The sequence below is a fragment of the Achromobacter pestifer genome (assembly GCF_013267355.1).
Classification (GTDB): domain Bacteria; phylum Pseudomonadota; class Gammaproteobacteria; order Burkholderiales; family Burkholderiaceae_B; genus Achromobacter; species Achromobacter pestifer_A.
Map to the genome: position 1 here is coordinate 4,615,620 of NZ_CP053985.1, position 21,962 is coordinate 4,637,581.

The following is a 21,962-nucleotide window of genomic DNA, read 5'->3' on the forward strand; positions in this document are numbered from 1 at the left end:
GCGCGGAGAGCTTGGCCGTCCGATGAAACCTCAGGGCCTGCCGGCCAGCATGCGCGTGGCCGTGTAGGCCATCACCGGCTTGCCGTGCTGGTTGCGTACTTCGATGGCGGACGTGACCACCGCCCGGTTGTGCTGCGAGGTGGGGCGTACGCCTGTGACTTCGATTTCGGCCCAGATGGTGTCGCCCGCGACCACGGGCGCCAGCATTTTCTTGTGGACTTCCAGCAGCGCCAGGCCGGTGCCTTGCACCATGCCCTGCATGATCAGTCCCTCGATCAGGCCGTAGGTCAGTGCGCCGGGGGCGGGGCGGCCCTGGATCGCGCCGTGGCCATAGGTGGCGTCGATGAAGATCGTCTCCAGCATGCCGGTCACGCTGATGAAGTTGACGATGTCGGTCTCGGTCACCGTGCGGCGGAACGTCTGAAAGCGCTGGCCCACGGCCAGGTCCTGCCAGTAGTAGCCCTGGCCAAGCTGCGTGATGTCGGCGGCGTTGCGGTCTGCGGTCATGCGGAGTCCTTGCGATTGACTAGGGTTGGGGAATGCGCGTCGCGGGCGGCGCCCGATTCCAGAAGCGCTGAGATCAGGGCCTCGTCCAGGCCGGCCTGGCGCAGCACGTCCAGCGTGTGCTCGCCCAGGCGCGGCGGCATCTCGGCCGGCACCTGGGAATGCTGCAGGCGCACGGGGTTGCGGGGAAAGCGGTAGCGGCTGCCCGAGGCGCTTTGCAGCGGCGTGAAGAAGTCCACGCTTTGCAGATGCGGGTCGGCTTCCAGGTCCTGCAGGCGGTTGACCGGCGCGGCGGGGATTTCCAGGCGTGCGCACAGCGCCAGCCAGTAGGCGGTATCGCGCCCCGCCACGATGCCGGCCTGCAGTTCGTACAGCGTTTCGATGTGCCGCGTGCGCGACGCGATGTCGGCAAAGCGCGCATCCTGCGCCAGATCGCGGCGCTCCGCGGCGATGAAGAAGTCGCGCCAATGGGCATCGGTGTAGGGCATCAGGCAGACATGGCCATCGGCGGTCTTGCAGGGCTTGCGCCAGGGCGTCAGCACGCGCGGATAGCCGGCCTCGCCGGGCTCGTCGGCCAGGTGCCTGCCGTAGTAATGCTCGACCAGCGCGTAGGACGCCATGCTCTCGAACATGGGCACTTCCAGCTGCTGGCCCGCGCCGGTGCGCTCGCGCTGGAACAGGGCGGCCAGGATGGCGTGCGCCGCGATCAGGCCGCAGGTCTTGTCGGCGGCCACGGTGGGCAGGTAGCGCGGCGCGCCCGTCTGGCGGTCCACCAGGTCGGCCAGGCCCGACAGGCCCTGGATGATGTCGTCATACGCGGGCCGGCCGTCGTAGGCGCCGCCCGCGCCGAAGCCATACAAGCCGGCGTAGACCAGCCGCGGATTGCGCGCGCACAGCGTGTCCGGGCCGAGCCCCAACGCGGCCATCTTGGCCGGGCGCATGCTGTGCATCAGCACGTCGGCCTGGTCCGCCATCGTCAATAGCGCCTGCCGCGCCGCGGCCTGCTTCAGATCCAGGACGATGCTGCGCTTGTTGCGGTTCAGGCCCAGGAAGATGGCGGCCAGCCCGGGTTCCTGGGCCGGGCCGGTATGCCGCGTGGAGTCGCCCGCAGGCGCTTCCACCTTGATCACGTCGGCGCCATAGTCGGCGAGTATCTGTGACGCGTAGGGGCCGAACACCACGGACGTCAGGTCCAGGATGCGCACGCCGCCCAAGGCGCTGGCTTGGGATGGGGGAGAAGCTGTCATGGCGGGAATCCTATCGGCCAGCCGCATACACGTCTAATATGGCTTGGGTATTGGGCGATATGGAATTTGTTATGGCTATCGATTTGCGGCAGCTCCGGCAGTTCGTCACCATTGCGGAGCTGGGCAGCTATCGGCGGGCCGCCGACACCCTGCACATTGCGCAACCGGCACTGTCGGTCTCGATCCAGAAGCTGGAGCATGCGGTGGGCGTGCCGCTGCTGGTGCGCGGCGCCAAGGGCGTGACGCCGACTCCCGCGGGCCTGGCGCTGATGGCGGATGCCCGGCGCGCGCTGTTCCACGCCGACCAGGCGCGCCAGGCCGCTCGCCGCGTGGCGCTGGGCGAGTGGGGCACGCTGCGGCTGGGCTTTGTCGGCTCGGCGACCTACATGTTGCTGCCGCGCTGCCTGCCGGTGTTCCGCGCGCAGTATCCGGACGTGCAGCTGGACCTGCGCGAGGACAGTACGGTAGGCCTGGTCGCGATGCTGCGCGCCAACGACATCGACGCCGGACTGGTGCGCGGTCCCCTGGCGGAAGACGCGGCGCTGGATTCCTGGGTGGTGGAGCGCGACGACCTGATCCTGGCGGTGCCCGCGGGGCATGCGCTGGCCGCGGGCGGGCCGGTGGGCCTGGAGCGGGCCCGCGCCGAGAACTTCGTGCTGTATTCGCCGTTGAAGGTGCCGGGCCTGCACGGCGTGGCGCAGGCGTTATGCCTCAAGGCGGGATTTTCGCCGCGCATCAGCCAGGAGGCGATACAGGTGCAGACGCTGATCAGCCTGGTGGCCAGCGGCATGGGGCTGGCGCTGGTGCCGGGCGTGACGCGCGCCTACTCCACCCCGCACGTGGCCTTCGTGCCGCTGACCGACCCCGATGCGCATGATGCGCTGTCGCTGTCGCTGGTGACGCATCGCGACACCTCCTGCGCATCGGTGCTGCGCCTGCGCGACTGCATGCTGCGTCCCGCCAGCTGAAGGCGCGGCTAGGGCTTCAGGCCCAGCTCGGCCACGAATTTCTTTTCTTCCGCCACCTGCCGGATCGCGAAGTCGGTATAGGCGGCGCTGTCCATCAGCATGTGCGGCTGGTCGGCGGTTTCCAGCGCACGGTTGTATTCCGGGTCGCGGGACGCGCGGTGGAAGGCCTGCTGCAAGGCGCGTGTGATGTCGGGATCCATGCCCTTAGGTCCGGCGATGCCGACCGGGTTGGCGGTGACGATGGGATAGCCCAGTTCCGTCAGCGTGGGCACGTCGGGCACGCGCTTGGCGCGGGTTTCTCCCAGTACCGCCAGCAGGCGGGCCTTGCCGGTGTCTATCATCGGTCCCCAGCCCGCGTCCGAGATCATCTGGATGTGGCCGCCCAGGAGCGCGGTGGTCTCTTCGGCCGCGCCCTTGTAGGGGATGAAGTTGAAGCGGGTGTTCGTCAGGCGCGACAGGCGTTCGATCGCGATGCGTCCCGAGCCGCCGGTGCCGGTGCCGCCGTAGCTGATCTTGTCGGGATGGGCGCGAGCGTCTGCCAGCAGCTCGTCCAGCGTGCGCCAGGGCGCGTCCTCGCGCACCACGATGGCGTAGGAGTAAGCCGTCATGCACGCGACGTAGGTGAAGTCCTTGAGCGGGTCGTAGTTGACCTGCTGCAGGAAGGGGTAGCGGAACAGCGTGCCCACCACCACCGACACCGTGTACCCGTCCGGCGCGGCGGAATGCGCCATGGCCGCGGGACCCAGCGTGCCGCCCGCGCCTGGCCGGTTGGCGATGACGACCGCCTGCCCCAGCTCGCGCGAGGCCGCGACCGCCAGCGCGCGCATCTGGGTGTCCGTCGCGCCGCCTGCCGGAAACGGCACGATGAGCGTGACGGGGCGGGTTGGAAAGCCGGCAGCGCCGGCTATGCGCGGCAAGGCCAGCGCGGCGGGCAGGGCCGCGCCCAGCTTGAGCAGGCTGCGGCGTCGGGGCGAAAGGCTGCGATGAGGATCGATCATGATTGTCTCCGTCCTGGTTATGGTCGCTGGGAAGGTCGGGCGGGCTGGCCGTATGTGCCTACAGCGCGATGCCGCGCCCGATCAGGCTGGCGACGTCCGGCTCGCTGTAGCCGGCCTCGCGCAGGATCTGATCAGTGTGATCGCCGGGCAGCAGCCGCGACAGGTCCAGGATTCTGACGCCTGCGAGCGGGGCGGTGTTCGGTGTATCCAAAGAGGGACTCCCGTAAATACGAAGTGGCATGCCTACCTGAGGCTCGCGCCAGTCTAGGCGCGGCTTTCCGGCCGACCAATGGCGGATTCGCTGATTGCGCTTGGCGAGAATGCTCACGCCGGCCATTCCTGCGAGCGCAGGCTTTGGCTACCATCGATGCATCGGCGTACGCCAGCCGCTGGATTTCCTCATGACCCATCACACCATCGCCGTGGGGCATATCGCCCAGATCCTGCAAGGCGCGCGCAGCCGGGGCGTGGACGTGGACCGTGTCCTGATGCGCGCCGGCGTGCCGCCGTCCCTGCTGCAGGCGCCGATGGCTCGGGTATCGCAGGCGCAGCTCGCGCAGATCATGCGGACGTTGCGCCGCGCCACCCGGGACGACTTCCTGGGCATGGGCCAGCATGCCGTTCCCATGGGGGCGTTCGACCAGGCCTGCCGGCTTGCGCTGCGGGAAGGCACGGTGGGGCAGGCGCTGCGCGTGGCGTTCCGCCACTACCACGGCGTGCTGCGGGATTTCACCGCTCGCCTCTGCGTGAGCGGCGAGCGCGCCCACGTCGTGCTCGATTCGCGCGGTCCCAGCAGCTGCGCGCGCTGGTATGGCGAACGCACCTTCCTGCTCTTCACGCTGGGTGTGGCCAACTGGCTGGCGGCGCGGCGCATTCCCATCCTGGGCGTGGACTACAGCAGCGGCGCCCGCAGCGCCGATGCGCACAGGCTGTTCTACGCGCCGGTGCGCTATGGCCAGCCCGTGACGGGCCTGTGGCTGGAGTCGCGCTGGCTGGCCTTGCCCGTGGTGCAGAACGAACAGACACTCGAGCCGTTCTTGGCCAACGCGCCGTTCGACCTGCTGGTGAAATACCAGGACCGAACCACCCTGACCGACCGCATCCGCCGCCTGTTGCGCAACGATCTATCCAAGGAGTTGCCGTCGCTGGTCCAGGTCAGCGCGCAGCTGGCGATGACGCCGCAGACGCTGCGGCGGCATCTGCGCGAAGAGGGGCAGGGCTTCCAGGCCCTGAAGGACGACCTGCGGCGCGACGCCGCCGTCGAATACCTGGGTCGGCAGGATCTGTCCTTGATGGACATCGCCGAGCGCCTGGGTTTTTCCGAACCCAGCACCTTCCACCGCGCTTTCAAGAAATGGACCGGTGTGTCGCCGGGCGAGTACCGCCGCAACCGCCTGGTCTGCGGCCCGGCGGGCCGGCAAGCCGCTGACACTTTTCGCCTATCGGTTTGACGCCTGCGGCCATTGCCGCGATCCGGCCCCCAGGGAGAAGCTAGGGGCTCGGCGACGAACGCCCGCTGTTCCGCGCAAGGAGCACGGCGCCGCAGGAGACGAGCACCATGTACCTGACACAAGGCCTGCATCGCGCATGCCGGCTGCACCCCGGCAAGATTGCGCTGCACGAAGGCGCGAGGCGCTGGACCTATGCCGCGCTGATCGATTGGACCGCCCGCAAGGCCGCGGTATTGCGCGGCCATGGCGTGCTGCCGGGCGATCGCGTGGCGTTATGGGGCGCCAACGGGGCGGACCATGTGTCGTGGATCCTGGCGTGCTGGTGGCTGGGGGCGGCGGTGCTGCCGCTGAACACGCGCTGGAGTGGCGGGGAGCTTGCGCGGGCGCTGGCTGACTGCAGCCCGCGCCTGCTGCTGGTGGACGAGACCATGGCGCCGCGCATGGCCGATGTGGACATTCCTGCCGGCACGGCGCCGCTGTCCGCTGAAGTGTTGGAAGCGCACGCCGCCGTGGCTGCGCCGTTGGAGGATGTCCGCGCGGGCGGCGACGCGCTGGCCGCGGTCCTCTTTACCGGTGGCACGACCGGCGCGCCCAAGGGCGCCATGCTGACGCACGCGAATCTCTGGAGCGCCGCGGTGGCCAGGATGGCCAGCGTTTCTACTCCGCCCGAGAGCCGCACCCTGCTGGTCGCGCCGCTATTCCATGTCGCCGGATTGGGACGATTGATCGGACAGTTTGTCGCGGGCGCCTCGGTGGTGTCGCAACGCGGCTTCCAGCCCCGTGCGGTGCTGCAGGCCCTGCAGGACGACGGCATAAGCGAGGTGCTGCTGGTGCCCAGCATGATTCAGATGCTGCTGGACGAGCCCGGGTTCGCGCAGTATCGGCTGGACGGCGTGCGGCGCGTGATCTGGGGTGCATCGCCCATTTCCCGGGCTTTGCTCGACCGCGCGCTGGCGGCCTTTCCCCAAGCGGAATTCGTGCATGCCTACGGCATGACCGAAACCGCCGCCACCGTCGCCATCAATGCAGAGGTGCGCCAAGGCGGTGTGCGCGCCGAATCGGCGGGAAGGCCCGCGGTGGGCGTCGAAACCTGCATACTCGCGCCCGATGGCAGCGAGGCGGCGCCGGGCGTGGTCGGCGAATTGGCGGTGCGCGGACCCATGGTGATGCGGGGTTACTGGAACCGGCCCGAAGAAACGCGCCGCGCATTCGACCGGGGCTGGCTGTTGACAGGCGACGCGGCCCGCCAGGACGAGGACGGGTATCTATACATCGTCGACCGGCTCAAGGACATGATCGTCAGCGGCGGCGAAAACGTCTACGGCGCCGAAGTGGAGGGCGTGCTGGCCCGCCATGCGCTGGTCGCGCGCTGCGCGGTCATCGGCGTGGCGCATGCGCGCTGGGGCGAGGCGGTGCATGCGGTGATCGTGCCGCGTCCCGGCATGGAAGCGGACGCGCACGCCCTGGACAGGCACTGCCGCCAGTGGCTCGCCGCCTACAAGTGTCCCAAGACCTACGAATTCCTTGGCGAACTGCCCCTGTCGGCCGCGGGCAAGGTGCTGAAGTCCGTGCTGAGGCAAGACCACGAATCCAGGCGCGCGGCTATCGCCGCGCCCGCTCATCAGGAGAATCAGGCATGAATCGGAAAGTATGGGTGGCAGGGGTCGGCATGATTCCTTTCAGCAAGCCCGGCGCCAGCGAGGCATACACCGTGATGGGCGCGAACGCCGTGCGCCAAGCCTTGCGTGACGCGGGACTGCAGTACGAAGCGGTCCAGCAAGCCTACGCGGGCTACGTCTACGGCGATTCGACCGCCGGCCAGGCCGTGGTCTACGGCGTGGGCTTGAGCGGCATCCCGGTGTTCAACGTCAACAACAATTGCGCCAGCGGTTCGTCAGCCTTGTTCCTGGCGCGCCAGGCGGTGGAAAGCGGCGCGGTGGAGTGCGCGCTGGCGGTAGGCTTCGAACAGATGGTGCCTGGAGCGCTGAAAGGCGTGTACGAGGACCGTCCATCGCCCTTGCAGGATTTTGTCTCGGCGATGAGCGAAATGCAGGGCTATGACACGGCCAAGCCGCGCGCCGCCCAGTTCTTCGGCGGCGCGGGCCGCGACTACATGAAGGAGCACGGCATCGGCGCCGACCTCTTCGCCCGCATCGCGGTCAAGGCGCGCCAGCATGCCGCGCGCAATCCCTACGCGGTGTTCCGCCAGCCAGTCACGCTGGACGAGGTGCTGGCCGCGCCCATGATCTTCGATCCGCTGACGCGCCTGCAATGTTGCCCGCCCACCTGCGGCGCGGCGGCGGCCATCCTGTGCTCGGACGAATTTGCGCGCCGCCATGGCCTGGCGCCCGCCGTCAGCATCGCCGCGCAGGCCATGACGACGGACATGCCATCCACCTTCGGCGCGGGCGACATGCGCAGGGTGGTGGGTTTTGATATGACGCGGGCCGCCGCCGACCAGGTCTATGAAGCGGCCGGCATCGGCCCCGACGATGTGGACGTGGTGGAGCTGCACGACTGCTTCACCGCCAACGAGCTGATCACCTACGAGGGCTTGCGGCTGACGCCAGAGGGCGGCGCAGAGAAGTTCATCCTGGAGGGCGACAACACCTACGGCGGCAAGGTCGTTACCAATCCGTCTGGCGGGCTGCTGTCCAAGGGCCACCCTCTGGGCGCGACAGGCCTGGCGCAGTGCGCCGAACTGGTGTGGCAGTTGCGCGGCCAGGCGGATCTGCGCCAGGTCGAGGGCGCCAGGCTGGCGCTGCAGCACAACCTGGGACTGGGCGGCGCCTGCGTGGTGACGCTGTACCAGGCCGCCTGAGGAGAACGCCATGCTGGACACCAGCCATATCGGCGCCGCCTTGCCGGCGTTCAACGCGACCGTGGAGGCAGGCCGCCTGCGCTTCTTCGCCAAGGCCACCGGCCAGGACGACCCGGTCTACACCGACGAGGCCGCCGCGCGCGCAGCCGGACACCCTGGACTGCCGGTGCCGCCGACCTTCTTCTTCTGCCTGGAGATGGACAGCCCGCGGCCCGCTGCCATGCGTGAACTGCTGGGCATCGACATTGCGCGGGTGCTGCACGGCGAACAGGGCTTCGTCTATCACGCCATGGCGCATGCAGGCGACGAATTGCGTTTCGAACCGCGCATCGCCGACATCTACGCCAAGAAGGGCGGCGCCTTGGAGTTCGTGGTGCGCGAAACCCGGGTGACCGACGCCGCCGGGCGCCTGGTCGCCGAACTGCGCGCGACCACCGTCGTGCGCAATGCCTGAGGAGACCGGGATGACTACGGCAATGAATCGCGACGCCAAGGCCGGCGACGAGCTGCCCGGCTTTACCGCCGGGCCGGTCAGCCGGCTGGGGTTGGCGCTGTACTGCGGTGCCTCGGGCGACCACAACCCGATACACGTGGACCTGGATTTCGCCCGCGCCGCGGGCATGGACGACGTATTCGCCCACGGCATGCTGTCGGGTGCCTATCTGGCCCGCCTGCTGACGAACTGGGCGCCGCAATCGGCGCTGCGCGAGTACGCCCTGCGCTTCGTGGCGATCACGCACGTGGGCGACGAGGTTCGTTGTTCCGGCAGCGTAGTGGAACGCTTTCACGCAAACGGAGAAACCCGGGTGCGGGTGGAACTGCATGCACGCAGCCAGACCGGAGAACTGCGCCTGAGCGGCGTGGCGGTGCTGGCGGTTCAGTAAACCAGAAACAGGAGAGAGCGATGGGCACATTGGAAGGCAAGGTGGCGCTGGTCTCGGGCGCGGGACGCGGCATCGGGCAGGAGATCGCGCTGAAGCTGGCGCGTGAAGGCGCCAGCGTGGTGGTGAACGACCTGGACGCGGGGCCGGCGGAAGAAACTGTCGCGCTGATCCGCAAGGCCGGCGGCCAGGCCCAGGCTTGCGCCGGCAGCGTGATCGAAGCGGGCTTCGCCGAACGTTTCGTCGGCATGGCCGTGAACACCTACGGCGGCCTGGACATCATCGTCAACAACGCCGGCTACACCTGGGACAACGTGATCCAGAAGATGACGGACGAACAATGGGACGCGATCCTGGCGGTGCACCTGTCCGCGCCGTTCCGCATCCTGCGCGCCGCGTCCGGCTTCATCCGCGTGGCGGCCAAGGCCGAAGCGGAGCAGGGCAAGGAAGTGTTCCGCAAGGTCGTGAATATCTCCTCCACTTCCGGCGTCATGGGCAATGCGGGCCAGGCGAACTACTCCGCCGCCAAGGCTGGCATCAATGGCCTGACGCGCGCCTTGGCCAAGGAATGGGGCCGCTACAAGGTCAACGTCAACAGCGTGGCCTTCGGGCTGATCAAGACGCGCCTGACCGAAGCGTCCGCCGACGGCGATGCCACGCTGGACATCGAAGGCCGGCAGATCAAGGTGGGGGTCAATCCGCAGGTCCTGAAGAACGCCGAAAGCCTGATCCCCATAGGCCGCGCCGGCACGCCGGCGGAAGCCGCGGGCGCGGTGTACCTGTTCTGCCTGCCCGAATCCAACTACGTCAGCGGCCAGGTCCTGGTCGTGGGCGGCGGCCGTCCTTGAGCGCAGGGGGAATCCAATGGATACGCCACGCCAAGGCTGGATGGACGCGGACCTGACGCTGTTTCAGGATTCGACACGGCGCCTCTTCGAGAAAGAGTTCGTGCCGGATGAAGAACGCTGGCGCAAGCAGCAGCACGCGGACCGCGAGGTCTGGGACAAGGCGGGCCGCCTGGGCCTGTTGTGCGTGAGCATGCCCGAAGCCTATGGCGGTGGCGGCGGCAGCTTCGCGCACGAGGCCATCGTGGCGGCGGAACAGGCGCGCGCCATGGTCCACGGCTTCAGCAACAACGTGCACAGCGCCATCCTGGCGCACTACATCCTGAACTACGGCACCGAGGAACAGAAGCGGCGCTGGCTGCCGCGCATGGCCACGGGCGAGCTGGTCGGCGCGATCGCCATGAGCGAACCCGGGGCCGGATCCGACCTGAAGAGCGTGCGCACCACCGCCGCCAAGGAAGGCGGCGAGTACGTGCTCAATGGGTCCAAGACCTTCATCACCAACGGCCTGCATGCGGACCTGGTCTGCGTGGTGGCCAAGACCGACGCGCAGGCCGGGGCAAGGGGAGTGTCGCTGATCATGGTGGAAACGCAGGGCCTCGCGGGTTTCAGGCGCGGGCGGCTGCTGGAGAAGCTGGGCCAGAAGAGCCTGGACACGGCGGAACTGTTCTTCGACGGCGCGCGCGTGGGCCAGGACTGCCTCCTGGGCGGTGTCGAAGGCCGCGGCTTCGCCCAGCTGATGCAACAGCTGCCGCGCGAACGCTTGCTGATCGCGGTGGGCGCGGTGGCCACGATGCGGCGCGCCATCGAGGAAACCATGGCCTACGTCGGCACGCGCCAGGTCTTCGGCCAGGCGCTCATCGAACTCCAGAACACGCGCTTCAAGCTGGCCGAGTGCGAGACGGTCGCCACCATTGCGGCGCGCTTTGTCGACGATTGCATCGAGCGCCAGCTGGCGGGCACGCTGGACCTGTCCACTTCGGCCATGGCCAAGTGGTGGACCACGCAGATGAATTGCCAGGTAATCGACGAATGCCTGCAATTGCACGGCGGCTACGGTTATATGCTGGAGTATCCGATAGCCAGGATGTACGCGGATGCGCGCGTGGGCAAGATCTACGGCGGCTCCAACGAGATCATGAAGGAAATCATCGCGCGCGCCATGACCGCCTGAGGCGCATGGAAAGAATCAGAACAGGCTCGAGGAGACAAGATGCAGCAAGCGCACTACCGGTACTGGCCCAAGGGGCTGCCGAAGGAAATCAGCCCGCCACAGTCCAGCCTGTACTTCAACCTGGAGGCGTCGGCCACGCGCTATCCCGGCAAGCCCGCCATTGTGTTCTACGAGGCCGTGCTCGACTACGCGCGCTTGAAGCGCGAGGTCGACGCCATGGCCGGTTACCTGCAGCACAGCGCGGGCGTCCAGGCAGGCGACCGCGTCTTGCTGCTGAGCCAGAACTGTCCGCAATTCGTGATTGCGTATTACGCGATCCTTCGTGCCGATGCCGTGGTGGTGCCGGTGAACGTCATGAGCACCGCGGAGGAATTGGCGCACTACCTGGAGGACAGCGGCGCTCGCGTGGCGTTCGCCGCCCAGGAGCTGTGCGCGCGACTGGATGGTTTCACTCAGGACGGTCGCCTGGAGCGTGTCATCGTCCACACCTACTCCGACTATCTGGACGGTGCGGCCCCTGATGCCCCAGATTGGGTCGTCGCGCCCAGGCGCGCGCCCGATGTGCGCGGCGGCGTGCCCTGGTACGGGGCGCTGGCGGTCAATGCGCAGCCGCTGCCGCACCGGGCCGGCGCGAAGGATCCCTGCCTGTTGCCCTATACCTCGGGCACCACCGGCCGGCCCAAGGGATGCCGCCATACCCACGGCACGATGGGCGCGTCGCTGGCCGGTTCGCAGCTATGGCGCGGCCTGACCTCCGAGGCCGTGATCATGGGCGTGGCGCCGATGTTCCACCTGCTGGGCATGCAGAGCTGCATGAACACGCCCATCCTGCTGGGCGCCACCGTGGTGGTGCTGCCGCGCTGGGACCGCCAGGTGGCCGGCCGGCTGATGGCGCGCCATCGCGTCAGCGTCTGGGCCGCGCCGCCCGCGATGATCGTGGATTTCTTTGCGCAGCCGGGCATCGAAGCGCTGGACCTGTCCAGCCTGGCGCAGCTATGCGGCGGCGGAGCGCCCATGCCCGAGGCCGTGGCGGCGATGCTGGCCAAGCGCTACGGCATCACCTACAACGAGGCCTACGGCCTGACCGAGACAGCCTCGTTCCTGCACTGCAATCCGCTGGACCGCAACAAGCGCCGATGCGTAGGCGTGCCCACCTTCGGCGTGGACACGCGGATCGTGGACCCGGCCACGCTGGCCGAGCTGCCGCAAGGCGAAACCGGCGAACTCGTGACGCGCGGCGCGCAGGTCATGCTGGGGTACTGGAACAACCCGCAGGCCGACGCCGAAGCCTTCTTCATGCTGGACGGGCAGCGCTACTTCCGTACCGGCGACCTGGGTCGCGTGGACGAAGAAGGCTATTTCTACGTGACCGACCGCTTGAAGCGCATGATCAATGCGTCCGGCTACAAGGTTTGGCCGGCGGAAGTGGAGAACGCGCTGTACGAGCATCCGGCGGTGCACGAGGCCTGCGTGATCGGCGTGCCGGACGCCTGCCGCGGCGAAACGGTGAAGGCCCTGCTGGTATTGCGTGACGAGGCGCGCGGCAGCGTGCGCGAGGAAGAGGTGATCGCCTGGGCCCGGACCCGCATGGCCGCCTACAAGGCGCCGCGCCTCGTGGAGTTCGTGGATGTCCTGCCCAAGTCCAGCACTGGCAAGATCCTGTGGCGGCAGCTGCAGGATGCCGGCAAGGCAGCGGCCTAGCGCGGGCGTGTCCGCAAGATCAGGGGCCGGCAGGCGGCTCCTGGCCTTTCTCCGCCAGCCCTTTGAGCAAGCGGCCGATCTCCACGGGGAAGGGGAAGACGATGGTCGAGCTGTTTTGCGCCCCGATCATGGCCAGCGTGCTCAGATAGCGCAGCTGCATCGCTTCCGGCTGCTGCGAGAGCGTGCGCGCCGCGTTCAGCAGCATCTGCGCGGCCTGCTCTTCGCCTTCGGCATGGATGATCTTGGCGCGCCGCTCGCGCTCCGCCTCGGCCTGCCGGGCGATGACGCGGACCATGCCTTCGTTCAGGTCGATATGCTTGATTTCCACGTTCGCCACCTTGATGCCCCAGGCGTCGGTCTGCGCGTCAAGAATGCTCTGTACGGCATTGTTCACCTTGTCGCGCTCCGAGAGCAATTCGTCCAGATCATGCTTGCCCAGCACCGAGCGCAGCGTGGTCTGCGCCAGTTCGCTGGTTGCCTGCCGGAAGTTTTCCACCTGGATCACGGAACGCTCCGGATCGATCACGCGGAAGTAGATGACGGCATTCACCTTGACCGATACGTTGTCGCGCGAGATCGCGTCCTGGCTGGGTACGTCGAACACGGTCATGCGCTGGTCCACGCGCACCATCTGCTGCACCACGGGTATCAGCAGGATCAGCCCCGGACCCTTGACCCCGGTAAAGCGGCCCAGCGTGAAGATCACGCCGCGCTCGTACTCGCGCAGGATGCGGACCGACAGGGCGAACAGCGCGACGGCCAGCACCAGGATGGGGGCGTAGAAGGCGAGGTTCATCAACATGGCAGACTCCGCTTGGGTAGGGTTACGCCGTGGACAGGGCGGGCGTCATGGTCCGGACGGCGGCAGGCTGGGGGGCGCCTGAACCTGCAAGGTCACGCCCCGGACGGCGGTGATGACCACGGTGTCGCCGGCCGCGAGGCCCGGCGGGCCCACCGCCCGCCAGCGTTCTCCCGCCGCCGCCACATAGCCTTGCTCGCCCGTCCAGCTCAACACCTTGATGCGCAGGCCGATCAGCGCCTCGGCCCCGCTGACGATGGGGGCCCGGCGCGAGCGCAAGGCCAGGCGGCCGATCAGGAAGGTCATTCCCAGGCTGGCTGCGGCGATCCCCGCCACCATCGGCACGGATACGCCAAACGCCGCTGACTCCGTGTCGATCAGCAGCACGGCGCCAAGCACGAACGAAACCGCGCCGCCCACGCCCAGAACGCCCAGCGTCGGCGCGAATATCTCCGCGACCATGAGCGAGGTTCCCAGCAGGACCAGCGCGATCCCGGCATAGGTCAGCGGCAACGCCGCCAGGGCGTACAGGCCGATCAGCAGGCAGATGGCGCCAAAGATGCCTGGAAACAGGGCGCCAGGACTCATGAATTCGAAGATCAATCCATACACGCCCGCCATCAACAGCAGCAGCGCCAGATTGGGATTGGTAATCACGCTGAGCATCTGGGTGCGCCAGTCCGGCTCGCGCGCCAGCAGGCGCAAGTCCTTGGTGTGCAGGACGGTTTCGGCGTTGCCGACCCGGACGCGGCGCCCGTCCGCCTTGGCCAGCAAGTCGGGTACGTCGTCGGCGATCAGGTCGATCACGTTCTGTGCGCGCGCTTCGCCGGCCGTGAGGCTGGCGGCGGCGCGCACGGCCTGTTCCGCCCAGTCGGCGTTGCGGCCGCGCAGCGCGGCGAGCGACCGGATGTAGGCCACGGCGTCGTTGACGGCCTTGGCCTCGCCCGCGTCCTTGGGGGCGGCCGGCGCGGGCTTGTCCGCCGGATCCGCACCGGGCTTCTTGCCTGGCGGGTCGGCCGGCCCGGAGGGACTGTCGGCCGGCCGGGGAGGGCCGCCGCCCAGGGCAATGGGCGTGGCGGCGCCTAGATTGGTGGCCGGCGCCATGGCCGCGACATGGCTGGCGTAGAGGATGTAGGTGCCGGCGCTGGCGGCGCGCGCGCCATTGGGCGCCACATAGGAAAGCACCGGCACCGGCGACGCAAGAATGGCGCGGATGATGTCGCGCATGGACGCGTCGAGGCCGCCGGGCGTGTCGATGCGCAGCACGACCGCCGCCGCGCCCTGTTCATGCGCCGCCGCCAGGCCGCGGATCAGGTAGTCCGCCGTGGCGGGGCCGACGATGCCGTCCAGGGATAGCACGATGGCGGTTGGCTGGCCAACGGCCGGCTGCGCGCTTGCGCCGCCCGCGCTGAGCGCCGCTGCCGCCAACAGCACCGCCACGCGGCGCAGCTTGCGCAGCATTGAACAGATTCCGGACATCAGGCTCAGGATCGGGGCGGTCATGAGCTGCTTTCCTCCGACGCGCGGCGCCGGGCGGCGGGGCGCCGGCGCTGCTAGGTTCAGAGTACTACTTTTGCCCGCTTATTCAGAGGCTTGTGCAAGAAGAGCGCGGCTGGCAAGCCTACCTCAGGGTGATCCCCGTCTGTTGCACAACCCGGGCCCAGTACTGGCGGTCGTCCTCCATCCTTGCGGCGAGATCCCGTGACGTGCCGCCTTCAGCGACCAAGCCTAGTTGCGCATAGCGCTCGCGCACGTCGCTCGTTGCAAGCACGGTTGCGACATCCGTAGTGATGCGGTCGACCACGGGCTGAGGGGTGCCGCGCGGCGCATAGAGACCGACCCAGGTATCCCGGTCCAGGCCGGCGATGCCCAGCTGGTCGAAGCTGGGTACGCCGGGCAGCAGCGCGGAGCCTCTGGGCGTGGTGACGGCCAGCACACGGGTCTTGCCCGTCTGGGCCGCCTTGGTGGCGCCGGATGCGCTCAGGAAGGCGCTGCCTACGTGTCCCCCTATCAGGCCGCTCAGATTGGGGCCTTCTCCCGCAAAGGGTATATGGGTGATGTCGATGTCCTTTTCGCGCTTGAGCAGCTCCCCGAAGAAATGAGTGCTCGTGCCCTCGCCGCTGGAGCCGAAGCTCACGGCGCCGGGCTTGGCGCGCGCCAATTCGACATACTGCGCCAGGCTTTCTGCCGGAACCGCCTGCCGGTTGACCAGCAGCGCGACCGGCGTGGTGAAAAGGGTGGAGACGGGCACCAGGTCCGCTGCCGCCGGCGCAGCGCCGTCCTGGCCGCGGGTCAGCTGTTCGTTGAGGGTGGAATTGGTGGCGGCGACCAGGGTATGGCTGGGCGGGCTCTTGGCCGCCAAGGCCAGGCCGATGCGGCCGGAGGCGCCAGGGCGGTTTTCGACGATCACGGCCTGGCTCCATATAGCGCTCAAGCGCTCGGCCAGGATGCGGGCGGCACCGTCGACCGCTCCCCCCGCCGGGTAGGGCACGATCAGCCGTACCGGCTGGTCGGGGTAGGGGCCGGCCGCGAAGGCGGGCTCGGGGCCGAGCGCCGCCAGCGCGGCGGCCGTGAACGCGATCAGGCGGATGGCATTCTGCATTCCTTGTCTCCCTTGTGCATATCGAGTACTCAGATCACGCCGGCCGCGCGCAGCTTGGCGATGCTGTCTGGCGGCAGTCCCAGCAGCTCGCCATAGACAGCTACGTTGTCCTGCCCCAGTTCGGCGCCGGCATGCCTGGGTTCCGTGGGATCGCGGGTGAAGCGGGGCACGACGTTGGGCATCTGCAGCATGCCGAAATCGCGGTCCGGGACGTCGACGATGGAACGGCGCGCCACCACGTGGGGATCCTTGATCACCTGTTCGATGGTGTAGATCGGCGCCAGCGTGCCGTTGGCCTGTTCGAAGGCGGCGAGGACCTGGTCCAGATCGTGTCCGGCACACCACTCGATGAAGACGCGGTTCAATTCCTGTTCATGCAGGACCCGGCTGGCGTTGTTGGCGTAGCGCGGGTCTTGCGCCAGGTCCGGCCGGCCGATGGCCCGGCAGTTGTTGGCGAACATGGAGTCGATCGAGCCCGCCATCGATACCCAGTGGTTGTCGCGCGTCCGGTAAACCGCGGAAGGCGCGGAGTAGGGGCTGCGGTTGCCATTGCGGGCGGGCACGGTGCCAAGCTGCTGGTAGACCCCGGGCATGAAGTCCAGCAGCCGGGTGATGCACTCCGTCAACGCAAGGTCTATCTCTTCGCCGGGCCGGGCAGGGTCGCGGGCGCGGGGCCATAGCGCCGTGAGGATGCCGATGGCGCCGAACAGTCCGCCTATGGAGTCGCCCAGCGGCACGCCCGCGTGCATGGGTTCGTCCTCGGCATGCCCGGTGACGGTGGTCAGCCCGCCCATGGCCTCGAAGATCCGCGCGAAGCCGGGCCGCTCAGAGTATGGGCCGGACTGGCCGAAACCCGTAACGCGCAGAATCACCAGGTTCGGCTTCAGCGACCACAGCACTTCCTTGGTCAGGCCCCAGCGGTCGAGCGTGCCGGGCCGGAAGTTCTCGATCAGCACGTCGAACTGCGGCAGAAGCTGCTTGAAGATGTCGGCGCCTTCCGGTGTGCGCAAATCCAGCGTGGCGAAGCGCTTGCCGCGCTGGGCGGTCTTCCACCATATGCTTCTGCCATCCTTGAACGGCGGAAATGCGCGCATGCCGTCGCCCTTGCGCGGCAGCTCCAGCTTGAGCACGTCGGCGCCGTAGTCGGCGAGCAGCGTGGCTGCGAAGGGGCCGGCGAGGACGGTGGCGATGTCCAGTACCTTCAGCCCGGCCAGGGGGCCTGTCGTGGCGTCGCGTCCTGTCATCATCGCGGCGCCAGTTGGCGGGCGATGATCTCCTTCATCACCTCGTTGGCCCCGCCATAGATTTTCTGGCCGCGCGAATCCATGTACATGCGCGCGATGGGGTACTCGCGCATGAATCCATAGCCGCCGAACAGCTGCAGGCAGCGGTCGACCGTCTCGCACTCCTTCTGTGTGCCCCACCATTTCGCCATGGCGGCGGTAGCGGCGTCCAGTTTCCCTTGTTGCTGCCAGGCGATGCACTGATCGATGAATACCCGCGCCAGCGTGGCTTCCGTCTTCATCTCGGCGAACTCGAAGCGGGTGTTCTGCAGCTTGAACAGCGGCTGGCCGAAGGCCTGGCGCTGATGCACGTGCTCCAGCGTCAGGCGCAAGGCCCGCTCGATGCTGCCGACGGCGCGTATGCCGATCAGCAGGCGCTCATAAGGCAGCTGTGCCATCATCTGGGCGAATCCCCGGCCTTCCCCGACGCCCAGCAGGTTGGCGGCGGGCACTCGGGCCTCATCGAAGAAGAGCTCCACGGTGTCCTGCGCCTTGAGCCCGATCTTGTCCAGCGGCTCGCCGCGGCGAAAGCCCGCCAACCCGCCGGTTTCGACCATCAGCAGCGACACGCCCTTGGCGCCCAGGCTGGCGTCGGTCTTCACCGCCAGCATCACCAGATCGGCGTGGAGGCCGTTGGTGTTGAAGGTCTTGGAACCGCTGATTACATAGCTGTCGCCGTCGCGCCGCGCGCGGGTCCTGATGCCTTGCAGGTCGGAGCCGGCGCCGGGCTCGGTCATGCCGATGGATGCGACGATGTCGCCGCTGGCCATGCCCGGCAGCCAGCGCCGCTTCTGCTCCTCGCTGCCGTAGTGGTGCAGGTAGTGGCCGACGATATAGTGCGGGCCGAAACCGGGGCCGAAGCCGCACTCCGCGCTGACTTCCACCAGCGCCGCCAAATGGGCGTAGTCGCCGTCGCCGCCGCCGTGCTCCGACGGCAGATCCGCCAACAGGAAGCCCATCGCGCCGAGCTGGTTCCAGACCTCGCGGTCGATGTGGCCCTGCGCCTCCCAGGCCGGCAGGCGCGGCAGCAGTTCGGCGGTCCAGTAGCGGCGGGCGGTGTGCTGGAACTGTTCGATCTCTGGCGTGTGCCAGGGGGATTGGTATTCGTCCATCAACACGTTGTTTCTCCTTATTTTTCAGATGCGGCGCCGTTCAGGCGCCGTACTTGCCCAGCACCGAGACGCTGCACACGTTCTGCCAGGGAAAGCCGCCCAGGTTGTGGATTACGCCCAGGGCAGGGTTGTCGGCGCGCTGACGGGCGCCGGCGCGCCCCAGCATCTGCAGGTACATCTCATAGGCCATGCGCAGTCCGGTCGCGCCGATGGGATGGCCAAAGCACTTGAGACCGCCGTCGATCTGGCAGGGGATCGTGCCGTCCGCGTCATAGAATCCGTCCAGCACGTCATGGGCGCCACGGCCTTCGGCCGAGATGTGCATGTCCTCCATCGTCACCAGTTCGGTGATGGAAAAGCAGTCATGCACTTCCAGCAGGTCGATCTGCTGGCGCGGCCGTTCTATGCCGGCCTCTTCGTAGGCGCGGGCCGACGCCACCCGCGTGGTCTGGAAATAGCTGCCGTCCCAGCTGTCGTGGCCGGCTTCGCTGCCGCTGGATACCGCCAGCTGGAGCGCCTTGATGGCCACCAGGTCGCGCTTGCCCAGGCCCCGCGCGATGTCTGGCGTGGTCAATATCGCGCAAGCGGCGCCGTCCGAAACGCCGCAGCAGTCGTACAGGCCCAGCGGCTCGGCGATCATCGGCGCGTTGATCGCGTCGTCCATGCTGATCGGATTGCGTAGATGGGCCTTGGGATTGCGGCCGGCGTTGGCGTGGCTTTTCACGGAGATATGGGCGATGGCGCGCTTCAGGTCGCGGGCATCGACGCCGTGCTTGGCGCGGTAGGCGCTGGCTAGCTGCGCGAACGAGCCGGGCGCGCTGATGTTTGGCCACACGATGTCGTTGAGCGGACCGCGCGGACGTTGGGGCAGACCACCGTAGCCGGTGTCCTTGAGCTTCTCCACGCCGAAGGCCAGCGCGAAGTCGCAGGCCCCGGACGCCACCGCGTAGGCGGCGCCGCGCAGCGCTTCCGAGCCGGATGCGCAGAAGTTCTCGACCCGCGAGACGGGGATGTTGGGCAGTCTCAGGGCGATGCCCAGCGGCACGCCGCCGCTGCCCAGGTGCTGCGTTTCGATGCCGGTGCCCAGCCATGCCGCCTGGATCTGGTCCTTGCTTATCCCGGCGTCCAGCAGGCATTCGCTGAAGGCCTCCACCGCCAGATTCTCGGCGCTGCGATCCCAGCGCTCGCCAAAGTGCGAGCAGCCCATCCCCAGGATCACCACCTTGTCACGAATTCCTGTTGCCATGCCTGTGCTCCTTGGGGTCGGCGACCGTTGCCTTCCAGAAATATCGGGTGTAGCCGCGCGCGGCGTCATGCGCCTTGATCCGAAAGCTCATGCGCAGCGCAAGGCCGACCGCCAGCTCGCCTTCGTCCATGTCGGTGTAGTCCATCATCAGGCGGCCTCCGCCTTCGAACTGCACCATGCCGTAGCAGGCCGGCGGATCGGGGGAATAAGCCAGGCGGTCCGCCGTGTAGCTCATGATCCTGGCCGGCGTTTCGGCGAACGGCAGGTCCTCTTGCCTGCCGCTGGCGCCGCAGGCGGGATTGACGCAGATGTCGGTGCGCGGCCACTGGGCTGTGCCGCAAGCGCCACAACGTCCGCCGACGAAACCGTGCACCGCCTTGCGGTTGCGGTATTCGACGGAGAGCGGCGTGAGTTTGTCGTTGTCCGCGCGCATGCCGCGTTCCAGCGGAAGCTGGTCGTTGAACACCAGGAACTTCATGTAGTTGTCCTCGGCCTTGCCGCGCGCCAACCAGCCTTGCGCGCCCCGCCGGCCGGGCAGGGCGGCCAGGGCCGGGGTGGTGCGCAGGACCAGCACGTCCACCCCCTGGCCGAATGCGACCAACACCAGCACTTGCCCAGGGGCGGCCGTGCCCAGCGCATGCGCCAGCATCAGCAGCGGATGGGCGCAGCCAGCGTTGCCTACCGTGGCCGCCAGCGTGTCGTGCACGCGGTCGGGGGCGATGCCGGCGAGCTTGGCGATCCGCTGCGCCGCGCCCTTTTGCGGTAGCGCCACGCACAGTGTGTCCACTTGGCCAGGTTCCAGTCGGGCCTGGCGCAGCGCCGCCGAGATGGCCTGCGGAATCTGCGCGCTGTGTCCTTCCTCGCGTATCCAGCGCTCTTCCCAATAGGTGTCGGTGGCCGCCCCCGCACCGCGATAGTGGTCGGCCATGTCGATGCTGCGGCTCTCCAGCGCCAAGGGCTGGGCGATGGCCTCGCCGTCGCCCACCAGCACCGCGCCCGCGGCATCGCCGTACAGCAGCTCCTGCACGCTGGCCACCTTGGCCTTGCGGCGGTCGCTCGCCACGACCAGCGCGCTGCGTCCAGCGCCTCCGCGCAGCGCCTGCATCAAGGCGGAGGTGGCGCCGCGCTGCGAGGACGTGACGTCGATGGCGCCGATGTCCTCGGCCAGGTTCAAGGCCTGCGCCACGATGCTGGCGTTCAGCCGACTGGCGTAGGGCAACGAGGTCGAGGCCAGCAGCAGGTCGTTCACGGCGGGGGTATCGAGTCCATGCAGGCAGTCGCGCGCCGCTTCGACCGCCATGGTGACGGCGTCCTCGTCGAAACCGCACATGGAGCGCTGTCCAGAGCGATGCGCCGTCAACGAGGCGTCGTACCAGGAATGGCTGCGCACGATCGCCTCGCGCTGCAGGCGCAGGCGCGGAATGTAGGCGCCGAAGGAAAGTATGCCCCTCATGCGCCTGCTCCTTGCGCCGCGTCGATGATGGCCAGTCCATTGTTCAGCACCACTTTCTGGCGCTCCAGCGCCGTGGCGCGGAAACGCACCTCGCCGCTGGCGCCCCAGGCCTCGACGCGGATGGTCTCGCCGGGATAGACCGGCGCGCTGAAGCGCACGTCGATGCGCTTGAGCCTGGCCGGCTCGTAGTCGCACAGCATGCGCAGCAGCCCGTGGCAGGCGATGCCATAGGAGCAAAGGCCATGCAGGATGGGCCGCTCGAAACCGCCCGCGCGCGCGACTTCGGGGTCCGCATGTAGCGGATTCAGGTCGCCCGACAGGCGGTAGAGCAGGGCCTGGGATGTCAGCGTGGGCAGGTCGCAGACGTGTTCGGGCGTGCTTTCCGGCAGCTTGGCCGGCGCTGGTGATGGGCCGCTGGCGCCGCCGAAGCCGCCGTTGCCGCGCGCCATCACCGCCTGTTCCACGGTGGCAAGCAGGGCGCCGTCGCGCGCTTCCAGCGTGCGCTCCACGAAGAAAAGCGCGCCCACGTCCGGTCCCTTGTCAAGGATGTCCTTGATCCGCGTGCGGCCGATGACGGTGCCGGCAGGCTCCAGCGGACGATGCAGCTGCACCGACTGGCTGGCGTGCAGCACGCGGCGCCAGTCTATGCCGGTGTCCGGTTCCTTCATCCAGAAGCCGGGGTAGCCCAGCACCGCGGCCTGGGTCGGCACCGCCAATTGCCGCTCCTCGTAGACGAAAGGCAGTTCGCGCGCATCCAGCGGGTCGCGGCCCAAGCCCAATCCCAGCGCGTACAGGATGGAGTCCTTGGCGGTGTAGGTCTGCTCCACCGGTTCGAAGTGGCGCCGCATCAGTTTGTCGGGGTCGAGTCTCATGGCGG

21 protein-coding genes are annotated in these 21,962 nt (G+C 68.2%); 9 read left to right on the forward strand and 12 right to left on the reverse strand.

From position 1 onward, the window contains the following. Nucleotides 1-30: 30 nt before the first annotated feature. Together FOC84_RS21950 and FOC84_RS21955 are read right to left on the reverse strand one after the other, a co-directional pair. Entirely contained in the window at nucleotides 31-507 is a 477-nt protein-coding gene (locus FOC84_RS21950; RefSeq protein ID WP_173146292.1) for a MaoC family dehydratase, read from the reverse strand. Then, the gene (locus FOC84_RS21955; RefSeq protein ID WP_173146293.1) at nucleotides 504-1,751 is read right to left on the reverse strand and encodes a CaiB/BaiF CoA transferase family protein; all 1,248 of its coding nucleotides are present in this window, start codon (nucleotides 1,749-1,751) and stop codon (nucleotides 504-506) included. Before FOC84_RS21955 ends, FOC84_RS21950 begins: the two co-directional genes overlap by 4 nt. A 71-nt stretch (nucleotides 1,752-1,822) precedes the next feature. Here FOC84_RS21955 and FOC84_RS21960 point away from each other — a divergent pair, with 71 nt between their 5' ends. Continuing rightward, nucleotides 1,823-2,719, forward strand: coding sequence for a LysR family transcriptional regulator (locus tag FOC84_RS21960; RefSeq protein ID WP_254241736.1), 897 nt, complete (start codon nucleotides 1,823-1,825; stop codon nucleotides 2,717-2,719). Between the two features lie 8 nt (nucleotides 2,720-2,727). Here FOC84_RS21960 and FOC84_RS21965 read toward each other — a convergent pair whose 3' ends face one another. Further along, nucleotides 2,728-3,717: a tripartite tricarboxylate transporter substrate binding protein gene (locus FOC84_RS21965; protein WP_173146295.1), complete on the reverse strand. Its 990-nt coding sequence runs from the start codon at nucleotides 3,715-3,717 to the stop codon at nucleotides 2,728-2,730. Between the two features lie 58 nt (nucleotides 3,718-3,775). Next, nucleotides 3,776-3,928: a hypothetical protein gene (locus FOC84_RS21970; RefSeq protein ID WP_173146296.1), complete on the reverse strand. Its 153-nt coding sequence runs from the start codon at nucleotides 3,926-3,928 to the stop codon at nucleotides 3,776-3,778. Nucleotides 3,929-4,118: 190 nt separating this feature from the next. On the opposite strand from FOC84_RS21970, the gene FOC84_RS21975 reads away from it, so the two are divergent. The 8 genes from FOC84_RS21975 (at nucleotide 4,119) to FOC84_RS22010 (ending at nucleotide 12,590) form a co-directional block, all read left to right on the forward strand. Then, nucleotides 4,119-5,168 carry an AraC family transcriptional regulator gene (locus FOC84_RS21975; RefSeq protein WP_173146297.1) on the forward strand — a complete coding sequence of 350 codons (1,050 nt, stop codon included), beginning with the start codon at nucleotides 4,119-4,121 and terminating at the stop codon, nucleotides 5,166-5,168. 107 nt (nucleotides 5,169-5,275) lie between these two features. After that, nucleotides 5,276-6,808, forward strand: a complete 1,533-nt coding sequence (locus tag FOC84_RS21980) for a class I adenylate-forming enzyme family protein (protein ID WP_173146298.1) — start codon at nucleotides 5,276-5,278, stop codon at nucleotides 6,806-6,808. After that, a complete protein-coding gene (locus FOC84_RS21985) occupies nucleotides 6,805-7,989 on the forward strand; it encodes a lipid-transfer protein (RefSeq protein WP_173146299.1) in 1,185 nt (394 codons plus the stop codon). The genes FOC84_RS21980 and FOC84_RS21985 overlap by 4 nt, the downstream gene beginning before the upstream one ends. 10 nt (nucleotides 7,990-7,999) lie before the next feature. Beyond that, a complete protein-coding gene (locus FOC84_RS21990) occupies nucleotides 8,000-8,443 on the forward strand; it encodes a MaoC family dehydratase N-terminal domain-containing protein (RefSeq protein ID WP_088159518.1) in 444 nt (147 codons plus the stop codon). Nucleotides 8,444-8,453: 10 nt separating this feature from the next. Next, entirely contained in the window at nucleotides 8,454-8,873 is a 420-nt protein-coding gene (locus FOC84_RS21995; protein WP_173146300.1) for a MaoC family dehydratase, read from the forward strand. 20 nt (nucleotides 8,874-8,893) lie between these two features. After that, entirely contained in the window at nucleotides 8,894-9,718 is an 825-nt protein-coding gene (locus FOC84_RS22000; RefSeq protein ID WP_173146301.1) for an SDR family NAD(P)-dependent oxidoreductase, read from the forward strand. A 16-nt stretch (nucleotides 9,719-9,734) separates the two neighbouring features. Next, nucleotides 9,735-10,889: an acyl-CoA dehydrogenase family protein gene (locus tag FOC84_RS22005; RefSeq protein WP_173146302.1), complete on the forward strand. Its 1,155-nt coding sequence runs from the start codon at nucleotides 9,735-9,737 to the stop codon at nucleotides 10,887-10,889. Nucleotides 10,890-10,928: 39 nt separating this feature from the next. After that, complete coding sequence (locus tag FOC84_RS22010; protein ID WP_173146303.1) at nucleotides 10,929-12,590, forward strand: long-chain-fatty-acid--CoA ligase; 1,662 nt, start codon at nucleotides 10,929-10,931, stop codon at nucleotides 12,588-12,590. Between the two features lie 19 nt (nucleotides 12,591-12,609). On the opposite strand, the gene FOC84_RS22015 is transcribed toward FOC84_RS22010, so the two are convergent. From FOC84_RS22015 to FOC84_RS22050, 8 genes are all read right to left on the reverse strand, one after another. Continuing rightward, nucleotides 12,610-13,392 (reverse strand): slipin family protein, encoded by a 783-nt coding sequence (locus FOC84_RS22015; RefSeq protein ID WP_173146304.1) that lies wholly within the window; start codon nucleotides 13,390-13,392, stop codon nucleotides 12,610-12,612. 45 nt (nucleotides 13,393-13,437) lie between these two features. Continuing rightward, the gene (locus FOC84_RS22020; protein WP_217278774.1) at nucleotides 13,438-14,892 is read right to left on the reverse strand and encodes an NfeD family protein; all 1,455 of its coding nucleotides are present in this window, start codon (nucleotides 14,890-14,892) and stop codon (nucleotides 13,438-13,440) included. A 118-nt stretch (nucleotides 14,893-15,010) separates the two neighbouring features. Continuing rightward, nucleotides 15,011-15,991, reverse strand: a complete 981-nt coding sequence (locus FOC84_RS22025) for a Bug family tripartite tricarboxylate transporter substrate binding protein (RefSeq protein WP_173146305.1) — start codon at nucleotides 15,989-15,991, stop codon at nucleotides 15,011-15,013. 29 nt (nucleotides 15,992-16,020) lie between these two features. Further along, the gene (locus tag FOC84_RS22030) at nucleotides 16,021-17,238 is read right to left on the reverse strand and encodes a CaiB/BaiF CoA transferase family protein (protein ID WP_254241737.1); all 1,218 of its coding nucleotides are present in this window, start codon (nucleotides 17,236-17,238) and stop codon (nucleotides 16,021-16,023) included. Next, on the reverse strand, nucleotides 17,235-18,386 hold the full coding sequence (locus tag FOC84_RS22035; protein WP_173150331.1) for an acyl-CoA dehydrogenase family protein: 1,152 nt from the start codon (nucleotides 18,384-18,386) through the stop codon (nucleotides 17,235-17,237). The genes FOC84_RS22030 and FOC84_RS22035 overlap by 4 nt, the downstream gene beginning before the upstream one ends. A 40-nt stretch (nucleotides 18,387-18,426) precedes the next feature. Next, the gene (locus tag FOC84_RS22040) at nucleotides 18,427-19,632 is read right to left on the reverse strand and encodes an acetyl-CoA acetyltransferase (protein ID WP_173146306.1); all 1,206 of its coding nucleotides are present in this window, start codon (nucleotides 19,630-19,632) and stop codon (nucleotides 18,427-18,429) included. Continuing rightward, nucleotides 19,613-21,085, reverse strand: coding sequence for a 3-oxoacyl-[acyl-carrier-protein] synthase III C-terminal domain-containing protein (locus FOC84_RS22045; RefSeq protein WP_173146307.1), 1,473 nt, complete (start codon nucleotides 21,083-21,085; stop codon nucleotides 19,613-19,615). Before FOC84_RS22045 ends, FOC84_RS22040 begins: the two co-directional genes overlap by 20 nt. Then, on the reverse strand, nucleotides 21,082-21,957 hold the full coding sequence (locus FOC84_RS22050) for a MaoC family dehydratase (protein ID WP_173146308.1): 876 nt from the start codon (nucleotides 21,955-21,957) through the stop codon (nucleotides 21,082-21,084). Before FOC84_RS22050 ends, FOC84_RS22045 begins: the two co-directional genes overlap by 4 nt. Nucleotides 21,958-21,962 lie beyond the last annotated feature (5 nt).